We start from the raw sequence: 16,986 nt of genomic DNA, 5'->3' as shown, positions 1-16,986 counted from the left end.
CTAGACCGTGATCATACTGCGTTTGGACTGGCGTTTCTCCAACGATGAAGAGAGCAGATAGTCCGTGACCACTTGCAGCGCCTCTTCCGGGCTATCCACAATCTTGACCAGGTTCATATCTTCTGCACTAATATTACCCTGCTGTTCCAGCATTTTATCCCGCATCCAATCCAACAATCCAGACCAGTAGTCCGACCCATAGAGCACGATGGGGAAACGGCCCAATTTGCCGGTTTGCTCCAGGGTTAGCGCCTCAAAGCACTCATCCAGGGTACCAAAGCCACCGGGGAACACGATAATGGCATCGGCATACTTGGCAAACATAAGTTTGCGCAAAAAAAAGTAGCGAAATTCCAGACTAATATCTTGGTGTACATTGGGGGACTGTTCAAAGGGCAAGGAGATGTTTAACCCCACCGAAAGGCCACCCCGGCCATAACAGCCCCGATTGGCGGCCTCCATAATACCCGGCCCCCCTCCGGTAATAATGCAGATCCCCTTAGAGGAGAGCATGCCCGAGAGCTTTTCGGCTGCTTGATAAAAGGGGTTATCCGGCTTGGTGCGGGCACTACCAAAAACCGTAACAGCCGGTTTATTACCCAGTTGACGAAGGGTTTCAATGCCTTCTACCAACTCAGCCTGAATACGCAGCACCCGCCACGCCTCTGAAGTGACAAAACTATCTGCCATATGAAACCGCCTCCCTGAGCTCTACCATCACCATTGCTGCTTCCTCTTGAAGTATGCTTGATTCACCGGGGTTCGTCTACAGCGCCCACACGGCACAAGTAACCCTATTATACCGATTTACTCAAACAGCCTTCCCTGCTCACCAGGCCGCATGGGCAGTCGGCTAGACACCTGGTGCTGGCCCGCTGGCCACCAACGCCACCCCTCTAACAGTGGGAAATAGAGCCCCAAGTGGATAGGCCGCTGTTCCAACGCCCCAAGAATCCGCGCATAATTTTCCAACTGTTGGCGGTAGCGCACCACCTCATTATCCAAAAAGCCATCCACATCCTGCCCGCTGTGGGCCGAAGTTTTATAATCAATAATCCAGCGCACCCCCTCTTCATCCACAAAGGTACGGTCGATAACAATGCGGGTTAAGCGCCCCCCCAGCACCCCGGTTAGCTCCCGTTCGCAGGCGGCCTCTTGATGGCCGTCATGCAAAATCCAACGGCCCAAGAGCGTCGTGAGTGCCTGTTTAAGAGCCTGCACCACCCGTTGCGCGGTCTCCTCAATACGGTTTTTAGCCAGCCCCAGTGCCACCAGACGCGACGCAATGGCCCCTTGCAGCGCCTCGACCCGGGCGGGTCGCCAGCTTGCTACCCCCTGTTGCGCCATAATCTGCAACCACTCGTGGGTCACAATACCGGCCATACGGGCCGGCTCCCCGGCCCAGTCATAGCGGGGCGGCTCCCCCTCGGGTTCTGCCATGCCCTCATCCCGCAACACCGCAACCGCTGGGGGCGGTGGTGGGGGCTGCCAACCATCCGCCAAGCGCTGCAAGGTCTGGGGCCAGAGGGGACGCGGCGCCTGCGCCGCCTGGGGCGGTGGCGGTGGGGCGCCGGGCTCGGCGGGATCCATGGTCGACAGAGTGGGCCAGAGCATACCCAGGGGCAGATTGGCTTTGGGATCTTTATCCTGCTCCGACAAGAGTGCCAACAGGTGTAGATGCTGCTTGGCGCGGGTGGTCGCCACATAGAGCAGGCGGCGCATCTCATGCCGCTCTTGCTCACCTTGCACACGGCGTAAAAAGGCAAACAGGGGGGCCTCTTCATCCGCCGCCGAAGGGATCGGTGCCACCAGCAATTGCCGCTCCACCCCGCCCCATTCATGAATGTGGCTGCGCTCCCACATCTCTAACAAGGGCCGTTCGGACACCTTACCCGGTCGATTGAGACCCGGTAAAATCACCGTATCAAACTCAAGCCCCTTGGATTTATGAATGGTCATCAACTGCACCACCCCAGGACCCGCCTCGGCACCCGCCCCATAGAGACGTTGCAAACGCCCCCCCAAGGCGGGCCAATCCACCACCTCACCCCGGCTTTCCAACTGCTCCAGCAGGGCAAAATAGCGGCTGGCATCCTGCATACCCTCGGCCCCCCCGGCGGTGGCGGGACCACCCAGCGCATGCCAACACCCCTCAATCCACTGCCGCAACCCTACCCGTCCCCGCTGGGCCAACGCCCCTTGCAGCACCTCGACCAAGCGGTTTAGACGCCCCTGGGCCATGGGTTCCAACTGTTCCACTCGTCTCTTATCCTGTAGCGCCTGCCACAGGGGCGTGCCGCTACCCTGCCCCTCCGCCAGCGGCACGAGCTGAGCGGGGCTTAATCCACACCATGGCGCCCGCAGCAGCGCCAGCCACGCGATACGGTCAGCAGGCTGATGCAAGGCTCGGCTCAGGCTCCATAAATCCTGCACCACGGGCCGACGCTCCAGCGCATCAATCTCCACCGCTTGAAAGGGAATACCCGCCGCTTTCAACAGCGGCACCAGCGCCGCCAAGTGGGGCCGCGCCCGCACCAGCACCGCCAATGAACCTTGTGGGTTCTGCTGCCGGGTCTGTTCAATGATCCGCACCATCTGTTGGGCTTCGCGCAGGGCCCCGTCAAGCCCCCCTTGCACCGGATGCCACTGCACCGCCACCCCATGACTGGCCCCATGAAAGGGCACCGAATGATGGTAGGGCACCGCCCCCAGGTCTCTATCTTCCTGTTCAGGAAAGAGCTGCTCAAAGGCTTCGTTAACCCACCCTACCACCCCCGCATTGGAGCGAAAGTTTACCTCTAACTGCAACGGTTCGACGCTTATGCTGCCCAAACCCTGCTCACGCACCTGTGCAAACAGGGCCACCTCGGCCTTGCGAAAACGGTAGATGGACTGCATGGGGTCCCCCACCAAAAACAGTGTGCGCCCATCTTCTGCACTCCAGCCTGCGGTCAACCCCTCCAGCAGTTTGATCTGCAACTGCGAGGTATCTTGAAACTCATCCACCAACAGATGGCGCAGTTTATAATCCCACACCAGGGTTAGATCGGTGGGGTTATCTGGCGTGCCCAAAGCGGTTACCGCCTGCAACGACACCTCGGCAAAGTCCACCTTGCTCACCTTATTAAAGACCCAGCGCAGGTGAGCCACCGCCAACTTGAGCACCAGCCCCAACGCCTCCAACACCGCCCACTCTGCTTCGCCATAACCGGGCGTGGGCATGCTTTTAACCCCTTGCAGGGCCTCATTAAGGGTGAGTTGAAAGCGTTTTAGATCCTCCAGCAACGTGGCATGTGCCGTTTTCTGCTGCTGGGCCTGCTGCTGCTCCTCTTTATTATTAAAGGCGCTGGCGGGAGGAAAGCCCAAATTTTTATCCACCCTTTTGCGCCAAGCGCCATCAGCCGTCACCAGCAACTCAGCCAAACCCCGCCATAAGGGCAGATCATGGGGGGCGGTACCGGGAAAATCCTGCGCATCCAGCCACGACCTTAAAGAAGCGTTCCCCTCGTCGGGCAGATTAGCGGCGGCGTAGCGGGCCAGTTGCACCAATTGCAGACGCTTATGCGCATCAAAGCGCTGGGCGAGCCCTTGCAACTGCCCCTCCACCAGATGCCACAACGCCTGCTCCAACACCTCACGCTGCAAACCATCCTGGTTTTGCAGATGATAGATCCATTGATCCCGCCGCGCCAGCATCTCCACCAGCAGCTGCTCCAGCCGCTGAAAGTCATAATCCCGGTGCTGCAACAGTCGCCAGACGGCTTGATGGCGGGGCGAGTCGGCGGGCTCCTGCATCGACGTTTCTAAACAGCTGCGGGCCGCTTGTTGGTAGAGCGGCTCAGGCTCATCGGCCCGTTCAAAACTGCCGCCAAAGCCAGAGAGCACCGGCATTTGCCGGGTTAAACGACTTGAAAGCGCATCAATGGTCATCACCGCCAGACGCTGGGGATTGTGCAGCAGCTGCCAGCCATGGGCATGATCCTGCGCCAGCGCCCCACGCGCCAGCTCATAGCGTTGCCGCTCAAAGGGTTCAACGGGCACCACACCACGGGCCGCCTCGGCCAGCGCCTCCACAATGCGGCCCCGCATCTCCGCAGCCGCTTTGCGGGTAAAGGTAATGGCTAAAATTTGCTCCGGTTTATCCACTACCGCCAGCAGCCGCAAAAAACGCTGGGTCAGCAGTCCGGTTTTGCCGGAACCCGCCGGGGCTTGGACAATAAAGGAGCCTTCTGGATCCAACGCCCGCGCGCGGGCTTGGGCATCAACCAGCGACATCTTGCACCTCCCCTTGCCGTAACTGCTCTTTACGACACAGCGGGCTCAAATCACAATAGCCACACCCCTTGTCACCCTCATGGGGGTCCACCGCCGCTGAGCCTGCCATAAATGCCTCCACCAGCTCGGTCAACCACTGCCGCCACTCGCTTAACTGCGCTGGCCAGCTTTGGGCTTGACTCTCTTCGCCTACGGGTTTCCACGCCTTTAAGCCGGGTAGCAATTCGGCCTCCTCCCCCATACCGATCCAGGGTTTGTCGCCCTTGTTGGCTTTGAGCGAGGCAAACGCCAAACCCGCCACATGCAGCGCCCCCTGTGCATGGCTAAGCAGGGTGTAAAGGGGTAATTGGGGATCGCTCATGCGTGGCCCCTGCCAATCTTTTGTGGTGGGCTGACCCGATTTATAGTCGATTAACAGATGTCGCCCATCGGCCAACCGGTCCAGCCGGTCCAGCCGTAGCTCTAGCGTGGCCCCAGCGATGGCAAGCTTTTGGGGATCTTCGGCAACCTCCACCACAAAACCCGGCGCACGGGCCAGCTCCACGTCGATCCAACGCGCCATGAGCTGCTGCAAACGCTGCTGCTCCAGCCCTGCAAAATCCCCTTGAACCGTCCATTTTTGCAGCGCCGCCGCCACCGCCTGCGCCACCCACTGCTGGCGCTGCGCAATGCGAGCCTGACGCAAGTTTGCCTCACTCTGTACGGTTTTCCAGAATTTTTCCAACATGACATGGGCCAAGGTGCCTCGCCGCCGATCATCCGCACCCGGCACCGTTACCTCCAACCCTTTGGCCTGCAACCGGTGCAGGGCAAAGGCTTTAAAAGGGCAACTGGCTTGGTTTTTAACCAGCGCCGCACCACCGGGCAGTACCGACTGAGGGGGGCACGTCAGCGGGATCGAAGCCGCTCCATCGTATGCCTGCCAGCGCCCCGCCGCCGCAATAAGCTGGGCATCCAACGGATAGTCCGGGGGAGAGGCCGTCACTGGGGCCAGAGGGAGATCGGACCACAGCGGGGAGATTAGAAAATCCCGATCTCCATCACTGCGGCACCAACTAACCACCACGGTTTTCGCCGCCTGCCGCAGCCGCTGGGTAATCTGGCGAGCAAATGTGAGCTCCCGCTCTGCCGAGGCGCGGGGCATGCCCCATTGACGCTGCAAGGCCAACGGCAGAAAGGGGTTGGGCATGGGTGCGGGGGGCCACTGTTCGTCCCGCATATCCAGCAACCACAAGGCGTCAAAGCGCTCCCCCGCCGACTCCAAAACCCCCATCACCCGCACCGGTGCTTCGCCGCCATCGGGTTGGAAATCCCGCCGTAACGCCATGCCCTGTAACAGCCCTAATGCGCTCTCCCACGGTAAAGCGGGCGCGGTATGTTCCAACGCCGCCCACTGGGTGAGCAGATCCCGCCATGCACTTACCGCCTGATACTCTCGACTGTCTAGGGCACGGTCCGTACCGGGCCAACCCATCAGCTCCAACCAACGACTCACCCGGGCCGCCCACCGCCCTAAGGGCAACGCTTTATCCAACTCCAGCTGGGCCAAGCGGTTGATGCGTTCATACCAACTGTTTTCGCTGCGCTTATGTGTCTCCAACAACCTACACATCTGTGTCACATTCAGGCTAAAGCAGCCAAGAGCGCGCAATTTGGCCTCCAAGGCCCCCCGGCTATCGCGCCCCTTTTCACCCCCGCTAAAATAGGGAGAGCGCAACAGCGCTGCCCAAGCAGCGGGCAATAAAGGCTCTTGCAAAAAGTGCAACAGCAGCAGCGCATCGGCCACCACCGGCGTGTGGGCCAACGCTGACCCACTCGAAATGTTCACCGGCAAGGGCTGCGGGGGGCTGTGGGGACGATCAAAACCAGGGGTTAACACCGCCGCCAAAGTACGCGCCAAACCGCTCTTGATCTCCGGCAGGTTGGGTGCCACCACCCCAATATTGCGCACCCCTGCCTCCAACTGCTGACGCACCCAACGGGCCATGGCCAACAGCTCCTGCTCCTGATCGGCAAAGCCCCAACGCTGCATGCTGTGGGGTTGTAGCGGCTCCGGCAGCCATTGGTTGACCATGACCCCATGCTCACCGGCTAAAACCTGTAAAAAATGCTGCATCTGGGGGGAAACATCATCAAAACCCGCCACGATCAACTGCCTGGGCGGCTGCCAACAAGCCGCACGACTAAGCAACTGACTGCTTAATTGCTGGGCATCCAACAACCCCTCCCGCTGTAAGCGCTGTTGGTAGGCTTCTATCCACTGCAACAGCACTTGGGTTTCCGGCTCCGGTTGCTGGCGCAACAGCTCTTGCGTAACCCCCCACTGTGCCAGTAGCACCCAAGCTTGCCGCGCCCCTTCGGCGGCCCCGTGCGGCGAAAGCAAGCTTTGTCCAACCTCCGACTGACGCACCACCGCCGACCAGATAAGGCGCTCCTGCTCGCCATTCATCAAGCGCGGCAACTCCCGGGCTTTGCCCTGCACCGCTGCGGTCGCCACCGCCTGCCGCCAGCAGCGCTCTAACCAGCTCCCCCAAGCCAGCAGATCTGGGGTGGCCCAAGCTATCAAACCCTGTGCCATCTTGGCCTCACCATGGCGGTGCCGCAGCCAGCGCGCCAAACGACGATTGACCGTGACCACCACCGCTCCGGCATCCATCTGCGCAAACAGCGCCGCTTCGCCCACACAAAGGGGTAAGGCCTCTCGCTGCATTTGGTTCTCTGCTGTGCTGGCAATCATGGTTAAATCCCTTTATGCTCTACGCTAACGACCCTAACCCAAGGCACACCTGGATAGCTATGCATCGACCGACCCCCCACACGCTTATCTCTTGGCGACACGCTGCTCTACTGCTGGTGTGGCTCTGCATGCTAACACCCCAGGCTTTGGCTCTGACCCCAGAACGACAGGATGCCTCGACAGCTGAACAGGAACAATGGCTCACCCGACTCACCCGCCATTATGTCCATACCAACTTGGCGCTACCCCAGCCCGGCGTCTACCAAAAAACCATTGACCTGCTCAGGCAAGAGCTTGAGCGGCTCTTTTTAAATGCACCCGCAGACCTTATGTTCACCCCCAAGCTGCGGGCTGCTTTACAAAGCCTTGCCCACGGCGACCTTGACGCCACCCAACGTCAAATCGCCCTCTTGGATCAATCTTTTAATCATGCTTACAACAAATACCATCCGCTCTATTTACCCCTTTACCGACTACAAGCGGCGCTACAGCAACAACAAGGTAACCCGGCGGAAGCCCTCACGACCCTAGAAAAACTGCTACAACTTGAAGAGCGACTACTCAGCGATAGTCATCCTGCCCTCTACCGAACCTTATTAAACATGGGCGACTTGCTGATTTTGCTCAACCGCATGGAGGCCGCCAAGGGTTACTATGAGCGAGCCTTGACCCTATTCATGAAAAACCCTGGCCCCTATCAACAGGCCCGCATAACTCTGCTTAACCGTTTAAGCCAGATTGAGATGGCCGCACACCGCCCCAAACAGGCGGTACTGCGCTTAGGCACGGCGCTCTCCATGGAAGAGGCCCGTCTGGGCCATGAGCACCCTGCCCTCATCACCACGCTGGATCAACTGGCCACGGCCCTAACCCTAGCCGGTCGTCAATCTGAAGCGATCAAGCAGATTGAACGCGCCCTTGCCATCTGCACCACCCAGTTAGGGGGAAACCCCATGCTCACCGCCCAACTTACCGGTCGTTTGGGGGATCTGGCCGTAGAACAGCAGCAGATGGCACAAGCCGGTCATTTTTACCAAGCTGCCTTGCATACCTTAACCACAACCCATTTAACAGAAAACGACCATTTCCCCACACTCAAACTAAAGCAGGCTTTTATTCATCAAATTTTAGGGGAGTGGTGGCAAGGCGAGTTGGCTCAACGCACCGGTTTAATGGGGCTACAGGCCCACCCACCCCCACCCGGTAGCCAGATTAGCCTTAACCGCGAGGTTGCCACCTATCGCCAGCTTATCCAGGCACTCAACACCTTAATTTGGAATACCGACACACAACCAGACAATCTGAAGGGGGCCATTCTTACCCTCCAGCAACGCCTCAAGGATCTGGGTTTCAATCCCGGTGAGATGGATGGACATCCAGGCCCCAACACCTTGGCCGCACTCACCGCCTGGCGCAATGCCCTGGGCATTGCTGCCCCCCCCATGCGTTGGCGTTTGAGCACCCTGCAACGCGCCTTGCAAGAGGTACCGCCCGCACCGCGCCCCACGCCAAATGATTTGGTGGATATGATTCGCCACGAGCAGGCAATGTCAGAGCAGCACACCACCGAAGAGCCCCTGGACTCCACCAGCGCCATCACCGACAAACAACGTGCGGAGGCGGCCGCCAAAGCTGCTGACGCTGCCGCCGCCCCCCCGCGCCAGGAAGCCGCCACCCCGGCGGTTGACCAGCCAAGCCCAGACGCTATAAAACCCCCTACCGTGATCTCCAACACACCCTCGGCGCCAGTTGCCGCACCCACAAAACCTGCTGCCCCTGAGACCCACGGCACGCCGTTGCAACCCACCGAGGCTGCCAGCCATAAACGGCATCCGCAACCCACGGCACCCGCAACAGTTCTACCCGCTACGGGACAAACGGCCCACCCGAGCACTGGAGATTGATCACCATAAACCAACCCAGCGGAAATAGGCTGGAACTTTTAGCCCATCCTGCGAGCCCAATGCTCTTCTCAACGCCATGGCCATTTGCTTAAGGAACCATACTATGGAATATGCGATTGTTCAGAATGTTAACACCGACTTTGAAACCACCGTTGCCAAACTGCGGGCGCTTTTACCCAGCAATGGTTTTGGCATCCTCACCGAAATTGATGTTTCTGCCACACTCAAGAAAAAACTGGACGTCACCTATCCTCGCACCCTGATTCTTGGTGCTTGCAACCCCCCCATTGCCCACCAAGCGCTGCTGGCCGATCCCAACATTGCTACCCTGATGCCCTGTAATGTGGTGGTGCGTGAAAACAATGAGGGTGGGGTTGAGGTTGCCATCGGCAATTTTTCCGCCATGGCCCGCATGATGCCCAACGATGCCCTTGCTCCGGTCATTGACCAAGCCCAAGAGCGCATGGACAATATACTCAAACAGTTGGTTTAAACGCGCCGACCCACAGCGCCAGCTTGAGCCCAACAAAAAAACGGGGTAGCGTTTCCATACCGTAAGGAACCGCTACCCCGTTTTTATCAAGCTCTCGGCCTTAACGAAAAAAAGGCCCTCCGACAGCTTACCCCTGTCGTCTTGATCCTGCTACCTTACACCGCGTCGCTGTCACGCTCACCGGTCCGAATACGAATGGCCGTATCCACGGGAGAGACAAAGATCTTACCATCACCAATACGACCGGTGCGAGCGGCGTTTTCAATGGCTTCTACAGCGCGCTCCACATGATCATCGGTAAGCACCACTTCGACCTTAAGTTTAGGCAGGAAGTCCACCACATACTCAGCACCACGATACAGCTCGGTATGGCCCTTTTGACGGCCAAATCCGCGCACTTCCGAAACGGTAATCCCTTGAATGCCTACCTCAGCCAGCGCTTCTTTAACGTCATCCAACTTAAAGGGCTTAATGATTGCTTCCACCTTCTTCATTGACCGCTTCTCCTGTGATTTCCATACTTTTTTGGATAGCTGGTTTACACCCGCGCCGCAGTGGTGTTTGGTTGTGTGCCCCCCGAACCATATAGGACGATCACACCCCGCTTAACCCGCACCATAGGTGCCCTCACCCCAGGGCTACGCGCATAAATATTGTGCAACCTCAACGGCCTCCCCGTTCAACCGTTTTTTTATTGTACGCTTTCCCCATTCAAAAGGTCACCCCAAAAAGTACGCCACGGGTCCACAACCCGCCCCTTTTTGGCCTTGCCCTTAGGCTTGCGGTTTGTGCTTTTGCTTGGGGGTTTGGCGGTCAACCTAAGCAAACGAACCAACTTAAACCCGCTACATCGCAGCAAGGGGTGCCCACCGGCGCGGCGGCAACACCCTTTTAAACAGGTTTAACTTTATCTTTAAACAGCTTGTACTTAACCGCCTCAACCATGGCATCGTAAGAGGCGGCGATAATATGGTCCGAAACCCCCACAGTGCCCCAGCGGCAACGGCCATCATACCACTCAATAAGCACCCGCACGGTAGCCTCGGTACCCTTGCGATTGCCCAAAATACGCACCTTAAAATCTTCTAACTTCAGCTCTGTCACCATGGGGTAATCCCGCCGCAGCGCTTTACTTAGCGCCTTGTGCAGGGCATCCACCGGGCCAGCCCCTTCGGCCACCAGATGCACCGATTCCCCCGCTACCCGCATTTTGACCGTCGCTTCTGCCCCCATGGGGTGTTGACCATCCTTGCGCACCCGGCGTTCATCTATGACCCGAAAGCCCAGCAGCTCAAAATAGTTGGGCAACTCCCCCAGCGCCTTCCACACCCGCAGTTGGAACGAGGCATCTGCCCCATCAAATTGGTAGCCTTGGTGCTCCAGCTCTTTAACATCCAGCAGCAGTTCAGTTAGACGGGGATCTTTGGCATCCACCCCTTCAATACCCAACTCCTCTAACTTATAGATCAGATTGCTGCGCCCCGCCTGCTCACTGACCAATACCCGCTGCTGATTGCCCACCAAGTCTGGACTAATATGTTCATAGGTGCTGGCATCTTTAAGCACCGCCGATACATGGATACCCCCCTTGTGGGCAAACGCCGACACCCCCACATAGGGTTGATTTTTCTGGGTGGGACGGTTGGCCATTTCATTAACAAAACGGCTCACCGCCGTAAGTTGGGTAAGATCCTCATCGTCCAAGGTTAAGCTGCGCTGCATTTTAAATTTAAGATTCGGGATAATGGAGATCAAATTAGCGTTGCCACAGCGCTCCCCAATCCCATTAATGGTGCCCTGAATATGGGTGACACCGGCCTCCACCGCCGCCAAGGAGTTGGCTACCGCCAGCTCACAATCGTTGTGGCAATGGATGCCCAATGGTGCGCCCAGATCCGTCACCTCGCCGATCATGCGGCGTAAATCTTCAACCATCGTGCCGCCATTGGTGTCGCACAAAACCAGTGCGTCGGCACCGCCCTCATAGGCGGCTTGCAGGGTCTGGCGGGCATATTCTGGATTACGCCGATAGCCATCAAAAAAGTGCTCTGCATCATAGAACACCTCATCCACATGCCGTTTGAGATAGCGAATGGTATCAAAAATTAACTCTAAATTTTGTGCCAGGGGGATGCCCAAAGCGCGGGAAACATGCAGATCCCAACTTTTGCCAAACACCGTAATCACCTGCGCACCCGACCCCAACAGACCCTTGATAACCTGATCCTCTTCCACCTTAGACCCGGCCCGGCGGGTGGAACCAAAGGCGGTAATGCGGCTTTTTTGCAGCTTGAGCTGTTTAGCCTGCCGGAAAAAGTCATCATCCTTAGGATTAGCACCGGGCCAGCCACCCTCGATATAGTCCAACCCAAGCGCATCCAAACGCTTGGCAATGCGCAATTTATCTTCGGCAGAAAAGAGCACATCCTCGCTCTGAGAGCCATCACGCAGAGTGGTATCATAGAGAACAACAGGGGGGTGCGCTTGAGCGGACATAAGACGTGAACTCCAGAAACAGCGGCGGGGCGGTTCTTATCCAAACCGCCCCGCTGATTGACCACAAAAAAAGGGGGAATCTTTAAGCGTTGATGCGGTCGCTTGGATCTTTTTCCAATTCAAACGCATCGTGCAGGGCACGCACCGCCAACTCGGTATATTTCTCTTCAATCACCACCGAAATTTTAATCTCTGAGGTGGAGATCATCAAAATATTGATCCCCTCGTCGGCCAGCGCCTTAAACATTTTTTGCGCAATGCCCGAGTGACTGCGCATACCCACCCCAACCGCAGAAATTTTGGCAATATCGCTATTACCTTGCAGTTGCCGGGCACCGACATCCTTGACCGCATCTTCCATAACCTTCATCGCCTGGGGAAAATCCGCCTTGGGCACGGTAAAGGTCATATCCGTGGCATCCCCCGCTGGAGAGACGTTTTGCACAATCATGTCAATGTTGATATTGGCATCGCCCAAACGGCCCAACAGATTGGCCGCCACACCGGGCTTATCCGGCACCCCAAGGATGGTGATTTTGGCCTCATTTTTATCGTACGCCAGCCCAGAGACAACAACGCTTTCCATGGTATCCTCTTCTTTCGTCAACATGGTACCGCTACCGGGCTCCAGCGAGGAGAGCACACGCACAGGTACGCTGTATTTCTTAGCCAGTTCAACAGAGCGAGTTTGCAGCACCTTGGCCCCCAACGAGGCCAACTCCAGCATTTCGTCGTAAGAGATACGATCCATCTTACGGGCTTTCGTCACAATGCGTGGATCGGTGGTATAGACCCCATCCACATCGGTATAGATGTCACAACGGTCGGCTTTCAAAGCCGCCGCCAGCGCCACTGCCGAGGTGTCCGAGCCACCACGCCCCAAGGTGGTGATGTTGTTATGACTGTCCACCCCTTGAAAGCCCGCGACAATAACGATGGCACCGGCATCCAGATCCGCTTGAATGCGAAAGGCCTCCACCTCTTTGATGCGTGCCTTGCTGTGTGAACCATCGGTAATAAAGCGCACCTGCCAACCCAGGTAGGATTTAGCCTTCTGCCCCATGGATTCAATGGCCGTCGCCAATAGACCGATGGAGATCTGCTCGCCCGCCGAGACCACCACGTCATATTCACGTTTATTATAGAACTGGGTCAGATCTTCCACCAGCCCCACCAGCCGGTTGGTCTCACCAGACATGGCCGACACCGCCACCACCACCTGGTTGCCTGCCTGCTGTTCGGCCATGGCCATACGCGCCACATTGCGGATCCGTTCAATGGATCCCACCGATGTGCCGCCAAATTTTAGTACGATAAGCGCCACGTCTACCCTCTTCATAGTTTATGATTATCACGCCGCCAGGGGCTGCTCATTCCACCCCTTTTGGTCCAACAAGAGCAACTGGCCGAGGTCACACAACGGCAAAACGCCGCAGGATGAACCAGATCACTCGCCCTGGTTTATCTTCACGGCGCTCTGCAACAGATCCAACCACACCACAGGCGCTTGCCCTTAACCGCAAGCACGCTCAACCAAGCACGACAACAAACCCGGTCACCGCCAAGGAGCGCAACGAACCATGCCTAGCTACAGCTTTTGTCCGCACCGGGGGCATAACCCAGCGTTTGCCGCCCCTTGCTCACGCACCAACCCCTATGCCCCCTGGGAGGGACGCTTACGCCGCGTACCTTTGGCGGCCTCGCGCTCTAATTTGAGTTTTTCGCGCTTATAGCGATCCAGCATACGCATCACCAGATAGCCGCCCAAAAAGAAAGCCAATACAATCATCATCCCCACCAAGGTCCACATCACCGGAGTGTTGGATACCATGGCGTTATACCCATCCGAAGCGCCTTGGATACGGTTCATAAAGTCACCTTTTTTGGTTAATTCTCTGACCTATGCCCTGGAGACAGCGGTGCCTCCACTGCATTCAGTATACCCTTTTGCCGCAACATCGGCAAATCAGCGAACACCCTTAAAGGTTCTCGCAGCACCCTTTACCCATGGATTACAGCTGAAAAGCCACCGGCTCTGCAAAACCGGGCAGTGGATCAATGCGCGTTTCATAAAGCCGCTCAGGATGGTGCAGACCGGTCGGCCCAATGACCCGCACCGCACTCATGGTGGCGGCACCGGCCTGCCCCACCACTGCGACCATCACACCATAGGCATCCAACTGTTTGGCTAAGGCGGCGGGCATCTTCTCCACCGCGCCGGTGAGAATAATGGCATCAAAGGGGGCTGCACTGGCCCACCCTTGGGTCAGATCCCCCACCTGCCAACTTACCGCCAGCGCTTGGGTTAGCTCGGCACCTTTGTCGGCCAAGCCTGGGTCGCACTCCAGCGCAAACACCTGCGCCCCCATATGGGCCATAAGCGCCGCTTCGTAACCGGTGGTTGCCCCCACCAGCAGCACCTTGCTCCCTTGCGTAACCTTTGCCGATTTAATCAACCATGCAATCTGCATGGGGGTCAGGCAGCGCCGCCCTGGAGCCATGGTAATGGGCATATCGGAGTAGGCCATATATTGACGATCGGCCGGAAAAAACTGCTCCCGTTCCACCACCATCATGGAGCCCAGCAGGGTCTCATCCAACACCTCGTGCGGCTGCACCTGGGATTTAACCATGTTGGTCCGTGCCAGTGCAAAATCCATCACTCTCCCCTTCCCATCTATTTAAAAACCCAATCACGCTTCCCCTGTGCTGGCCAGTGGGCCATGCTAACAGGGACAAGCCCCCCCATACCAGTGTCACTCAAAACTTCTACCCCATTAGGGTGGTGCATTGCAATCCAAACCCGCTTTATGGGCGGCAAGCGCCCCTTTTTAATCCAGCGCATTTTGTGCAACAATCCTCTGCATCACCACTGGGTTATGCTCACGCCAGTGCTTTTCGGTTTGGGCCAGCCGTTCAGGGGTGCCCATATCCGCCCAAAACCCCCGCAAGGGGACCCCCTGCAAACGCCCCTTAGCCAGCGCCGCATCGTAGACCCGGTTGAGCGAAAAGGGCTCTATCGCATAACCCTGCAAGGCATGCCGGGCCAATATTTGAATACCACTATAGGTCCAACTGCCCACCACCCCACGACCCCGTTGCAAACAGCCGGCCCCATCCCGCACAAAATCCCCCACCCCTTCAGCTGGATTTTCTACTAAGCCCAACAGGGCATCCATGCGCCGGGGATCAAATCCCTCCAGCAACGGTCGCAGATCCAGATCCCATACCACATCCCCATTCACCACCAAAAACTGCGGGGCATCCAGCAGCGGCAAGGCCTGACACACCCCCCCGCCCGTCTCCAGCAACTGCGGCTCCATGGACCACTGAATCTGCACCCCCCAGCGTTGCCCATCCCCCACCTGTTCCCGCAGTTGCGCCCCCAGATGGTGGGCATTAATCACCACCCGGCGAAACCCCAGCCACGCCAACCGCTGCAAGGTTAAAAAGATCACCGGCGTGCCAGCCACCGGCACCAACGGCTTGGGGGTGTGCTCGGTCCACGCCGCCAGTCGCGTCCCCCGACCCGCAGCCAAAATCATGGCGGGAAAGGGTATCTCCATTACAACGCTCCGGTCTGACGCGCCGCCACTTGGGCAGAACTCGGCTCTGTGCCTGGGGGAATGGTCCGTTGCAACAGCGTGTGCAGCCGCCCTAATTCTGGATAACGGGCCAGTGTTTCCCATACATAGCCCATGGTGCGGGGCACATCGTCCAGATAAGCAAACTTGCCATCCCGCAGCGCCAACCGTCCAAAGATACCTACCGCTTTTAAGTTGCGCTGAATGGCCATCCAATCAAATGCCCGCTCAAAGCTGGCCCAGGTTGGTGCATACCCCAGCCGCTGGGTGGCACCGCTGAGCCACTGCTGCATCATGGCATGGCGAAAGGGGCGGTCCCACGCGACGTAACAGTCCCGTAGCAGACTGGCTAGATCATAGGTAATGGGTCCCATTACCGCATCCTGAAAATCCAGCACCCCAACCTGCCCTTCCAACCACATGAGGTTGCGGCTGTGATAGTCCCGATGCACCAACACTTGGGGCTGCGCCAAGATCGGCCTCAACAGCTCATCAAAGGCCCGCTTAAACTCCGCCTGTTCCGCCCCACTCAAGGTATAACCCATCACCCCAGGGATGTACCACTCGGTCAACAACGAGGCCTCATAGGCAAACAGAGGGGGATCAAAGGCGCGTTGATGGGCAACCGTACCCCCTTCCAACGGTGTCGCCTGTAGGGTGAGCAGGGCATCCACAGCCGCCCCATACAGCCGCTCCGGGGCCACCCCCTGTTGCAGGGCGCGGGCAAAGGTTATATCGCCAAAATCCTCCAACAAAAACAGCCCCTGTTCATAGTCAGCTTGCAAAACCTGAGGCGCCAGCACCCCATGCTCACGCAAAAAACCGGCGATGGCCACAAAGGGATGGCTATCCTCTTTATCCGGTGGGGCATCCATCACAATGCGCGAGGGGTTATCCACCAACCGATAGTAGCGGCGAAAGGAGGCATCCCCCGCCACCTGCACAATCTCTTGATGATGGGGAGCGTGGCGTTCAGCAAAAGCACGAAGGGCATTATCCAGCATGATATTCCTGGCGAAAACGGTGAAGAAGTTGTGTCGTGACCAAACCTGCCGCACGAAACAGCACGCGGCGTCCCAACCCATCTGCGGTTATTTCCAACATAACGTCCAGCCGGTCCTGGGGCAGCCAATCCCCCGCTAAGGAGGCCCACTCCACCAGGGCCACGCCGTCGGGCTCAAACAGCGCTTCGTCTGCCCCAATGGCCTCCAACTCCTCCGGCCCGGCCAGCCGATAGAGGTCAAAATGGTAGACTGGCCAAGCCCCCCCCACATAACTCTGCATGATGGCAAAGGTAGGGCTGCTCACCACCACCCTTTCGCCCAACATCGCCTGAACAAAACCACGGGAAAAAGCGGTTTTACCCGCCCCCAAATCGCCGCTTAAAGCGATCACCAGCGGGGCATCCACCATACCCGCCAACGCCGCAGCCAGCGCCTCGGTCTGCGCTTCGGAGTGGCTTTCCAGCACAAGGGTTGCGGCCATAGCGTGCATGAC

At 57.9% G+C, this 16,986-nt stretch carries 13 protein-coding genes; 2 read left to right on the top strand and 11 right to left on the bottom strand.

The genetic code is table 11. The annotated features are described in order from the left end of the window. The 3 genes from MMC1_RS04985 to MMC1_RS04975 form a co-directional block, all read right to left on the bottom strand. Window positions 1-690 (bottom strand): LOG family protein, encoded by a 690-nt coding sequence (locus MMC1_RS04985; protein WP_011712649.1) that lies wholly within the window; start codon window positions 688-690, stop codon window positions 1-3. Window positions 691-807: 117 nt separating this feature from the next. Further along, window positions 808-4,275 carry a UvrD-helicase domain-containing protein gene (locus MMC1_RS04980; RefSeq protein WP_011712648.1) on the bottom strand — a complete coding sequence of 1,156 codons (3,468 nt, stop codon included), beginning with the start codon at window positions 4,273-4,275 and terminating at the stop codon, window positions 808-810. Continuing rightward, the gene (locus MMC1_RS04975) at window positions 4,262-7,012 is read right to left on the bottom strand and encodes a PD-(D/E)XK nuclease family protein (RefSeq protein ID WP_011712647.1); all 2,751 of its coding nucleotides are present in this window, start codon (window positions 7,010-7,012) and stop codon (window positions 4,262-4,264) included. Before MMC1_RS04975 ends, MMC1_RS04980 begins: the two co-directional genes overlap by 14 nt. Before the next feature lie 59 nt (window positions 7,013-7,071). Between MMC1_RS04975 and MMC1_RS04970 the strand changes: the two genes are divergently transcribed. Together MMC1_RS04970 and MMC1_RS04965 are read left to right on the top strand one after the other, a co-directional pair. After that, window positions 7,072-8,916, top strand: coding sequence for a tetratricopeptide repeat protein (locus MMC1_RS04970; RefSeq protein ID WP_160162662.1), 1,845 nt, complete (start codon window positions 7,072-7,074; stop codon window positions 8,914-8,916). A 103-nt stretch (window positions 8,917-9,019) separates the two neighbouring features. Then, window positions 9,020-9,409 carry a DUF302 domain-containing protein gene (locus tag MMC1_RS04965; protein ID WP_011712645.1) on the top strand — a complete coding sequence of 130 codons (390 nt, stop codon included), beginning with the start codon at window positions 9,020-9,022 and terminating at the stop codon, window positions 9,407-9,409. Window positions 9,410-9,564: 155 nt separating this feature from the next. Here MMC1_RS04965 and MMC1_RS04960 read toward each other — a convergent pair whose 3' ends face one another. From MMC1_RS04960 to tsaE, 8 genes are all read right to left on the bottom strand, one after another. Next, entirely contained in the window at window positions 9,565-9,903 is a 339-nt protein-coding gene (locus MMC1_RS04960) for a P-II family nitrogen regulator (RefSeq protein ID WP_011712644.1), read from the bottom strand. 397 nt (window positions 9,904-10,300) lie between these two features. Beyond that, entirely contained in the window at window positions 10,301-11,905 is a 1,605-nt protein-coding gene (cimA, locus tag MMC1_RS04955) for a citramalate synthase (protein ID WP_011712642.1), read from the bottom strand. A gap of 82 nt (window positions 11,906-11,987) precedes the next feature. Beyond that, window positions 11,988-13,229, bottom strand: coding sequence for an aspartate kinase (locus MMC1_RS04950; protein ID WP_041640826.1), 1,242 nt, complete (start codon window positions 13,227-13,229; stop codon window positions 11,988-11,990). 330 nt (window positions 13,230-13,559) lie between these two features. Then, entirely contained in the window at window positions 13,560-13,775 is a 216-nt protein-coding gene (locus tag MMC1_RS04945; protein ID WP_011712640.1) for a hypothetical protein, read from the bottom strand. 142 nt (window positions 13,776-13,917) lie between these two features. Next, on the bottom strand, window positions 13,918-14,565 hold the full coding sequence (locus tag MMC1_RS04940; RefSeq protein WP_011712639.1) for a protein-L-isoaspartate O-methyltransferase family protein: 648 nt from the start codon (window positions 14,563-14,565) through the stop codon (window positions 13,918-13,920). A gap of 171 nt (window positions 14,566-14,736) precedes the next feature. Further along, window positions 14,737-15,471, bottom strand: coding sequence for a nucleotidyltransferase family protein (locus MMC1_RS04935; protein WP_011712638.1), 735 nt, complete (start codon window positions 15,469-15,471; stop codon window positions 14,737-14,739). After that, window positions 15,471-16,493 carry an aminoglycoside phosphotransferase family protein gene (locus tag MMC1_RS04930; protein WP_011712637.1) on the bottom strand — a complete coding sequence of 341 codons (1,023 nt, stop codon included), beginning with the start codon at window positions 16,491-16,493 and terminating at the stop codon, window positions 15,471-15,473. Before MMC1_RS04930 ends, MMC1_RS04935 begins: the two co-directional genes overlap by 1 nt. Beyond that, on the bottom strand, window positions 16,483-16,974 hold the full coding sequence (tsaE, locus tag MMC1_RS04925; protein WP_011712636.1) for a tRNA (adenosine(37)-N6)-threonylcarbamoyltransferase complex ATPase subunit type 1 TsaE: 492 nt from the start codon (window positions 16,972-16,974) through the stop codon (window positions 16,483-16,485). Before tsaE ends, MMC1_RS04930 begins: the two co-directional genes overlap by 11 nt. Between the last annotated feature and the right edge of the window lie 12 nt (window positions 16,975-16,986).

This window comes from Magnetococcus marinus MC-1 (genome assembly GCF_000014865.1).
Taxonomy (GTDB): Bacteria; Pseudomonadota; Magnetococcia; order Magnetococcales; family Magnetococcaceae; genus Magnetococcus; species Magnetococcus marinus.
This window is presented reverse-complemented; position numbering and strand designations above follow the sequence as displayed.

Excerpts from the sequence above, each read along its gene's own strand:
- MMC1_RS04985 (WP_011712649.1), bottom strand. The coding sequence starts at position 690 with ATGGCAGATAGTTTTGTCACTTCAGAGGCGTGGCGGGTGCTGCGTATT.
- MMC1_RS04980 (WP_011712648.1), bottom strand. The coding sequence starts at position 4,275 with ATGTCGCTGGTTGATGCCCAAGCCCGCGCGCGGGCGTTGGATCCAGAA.
- MMC1_RS04975 (WP_011712647.1), bottom strand. The coding sequence starts at position 7,012 with ATGATTGCCAGCACAGCAGAGAACCAAATGCAGCGAGAGGCCTTACCC.
- MMC1_RS04970 (WP_160162662.1), top strand. The coding sequence starts at position 7,072 with ATGCATCGACCGACCCCCCACACGCTTATCTCTTGGCGACACGCTGCT.
- MMC1_RS04965 (WP_011712645.1), top strand. The coding sequence starts at position 9,020 with ATGGAATATGCGATTGTTCAGAATGTTAACACCGACTTTGAAACCACC.
- MMC1_RS04960 (WP_011712644.1), bottom strand. The coding sequence starts at position 9,903 with ATGAAGAAGGTGGAAGCAATCATTAAGCCCTTTAAGTTGGATGACGTT.
- cimA (WP_011712642.1), bottom strand. The coding sequence starts at position 11,905 with ATGTCCGCTCAAGCGCACCCCCCTGTTGTTCTCTATGATACCACTCTG.
- MMC1_RS04945 (WP_011712640.1), bottom strand. The coding sequence starts at position 13,775 with ATGAACCGTATCCAAGGCGCTTCGGATGGGTATAACGCCATGGTATCC.
- MMC1_RS04940 (WP_011712639.1), bottom strand. The coding sequence starts at position 14,565 with ATGGATTTTGCACTGGCACGGACCAACATGGTTAAATCCCAGGTGCAG.
- MMC1_RS04935 (WP_011712638.1), bottom strand. The coding sequence starts at position 15,471 with ATGGAGATACCCTTTCCCGCCATGATTTTGGCTGCGGGTCGGGGGACG.
- MMC1_RS04930 (WP_011712637.1), bottom strand. The coding sequence starts at position 16,493 with ATGCTGGATAATGCCCTTCGTGCTTTTGCTGAACGCCACGCTCCCCAT.
- tsaE (WP_011712636.1), bottom strand. The coding sequence starts at position 16,974 with ATGGCCGCAACCCTTGTGCTGGAAAGCCACTCCGAAGCGCAGACCGAG.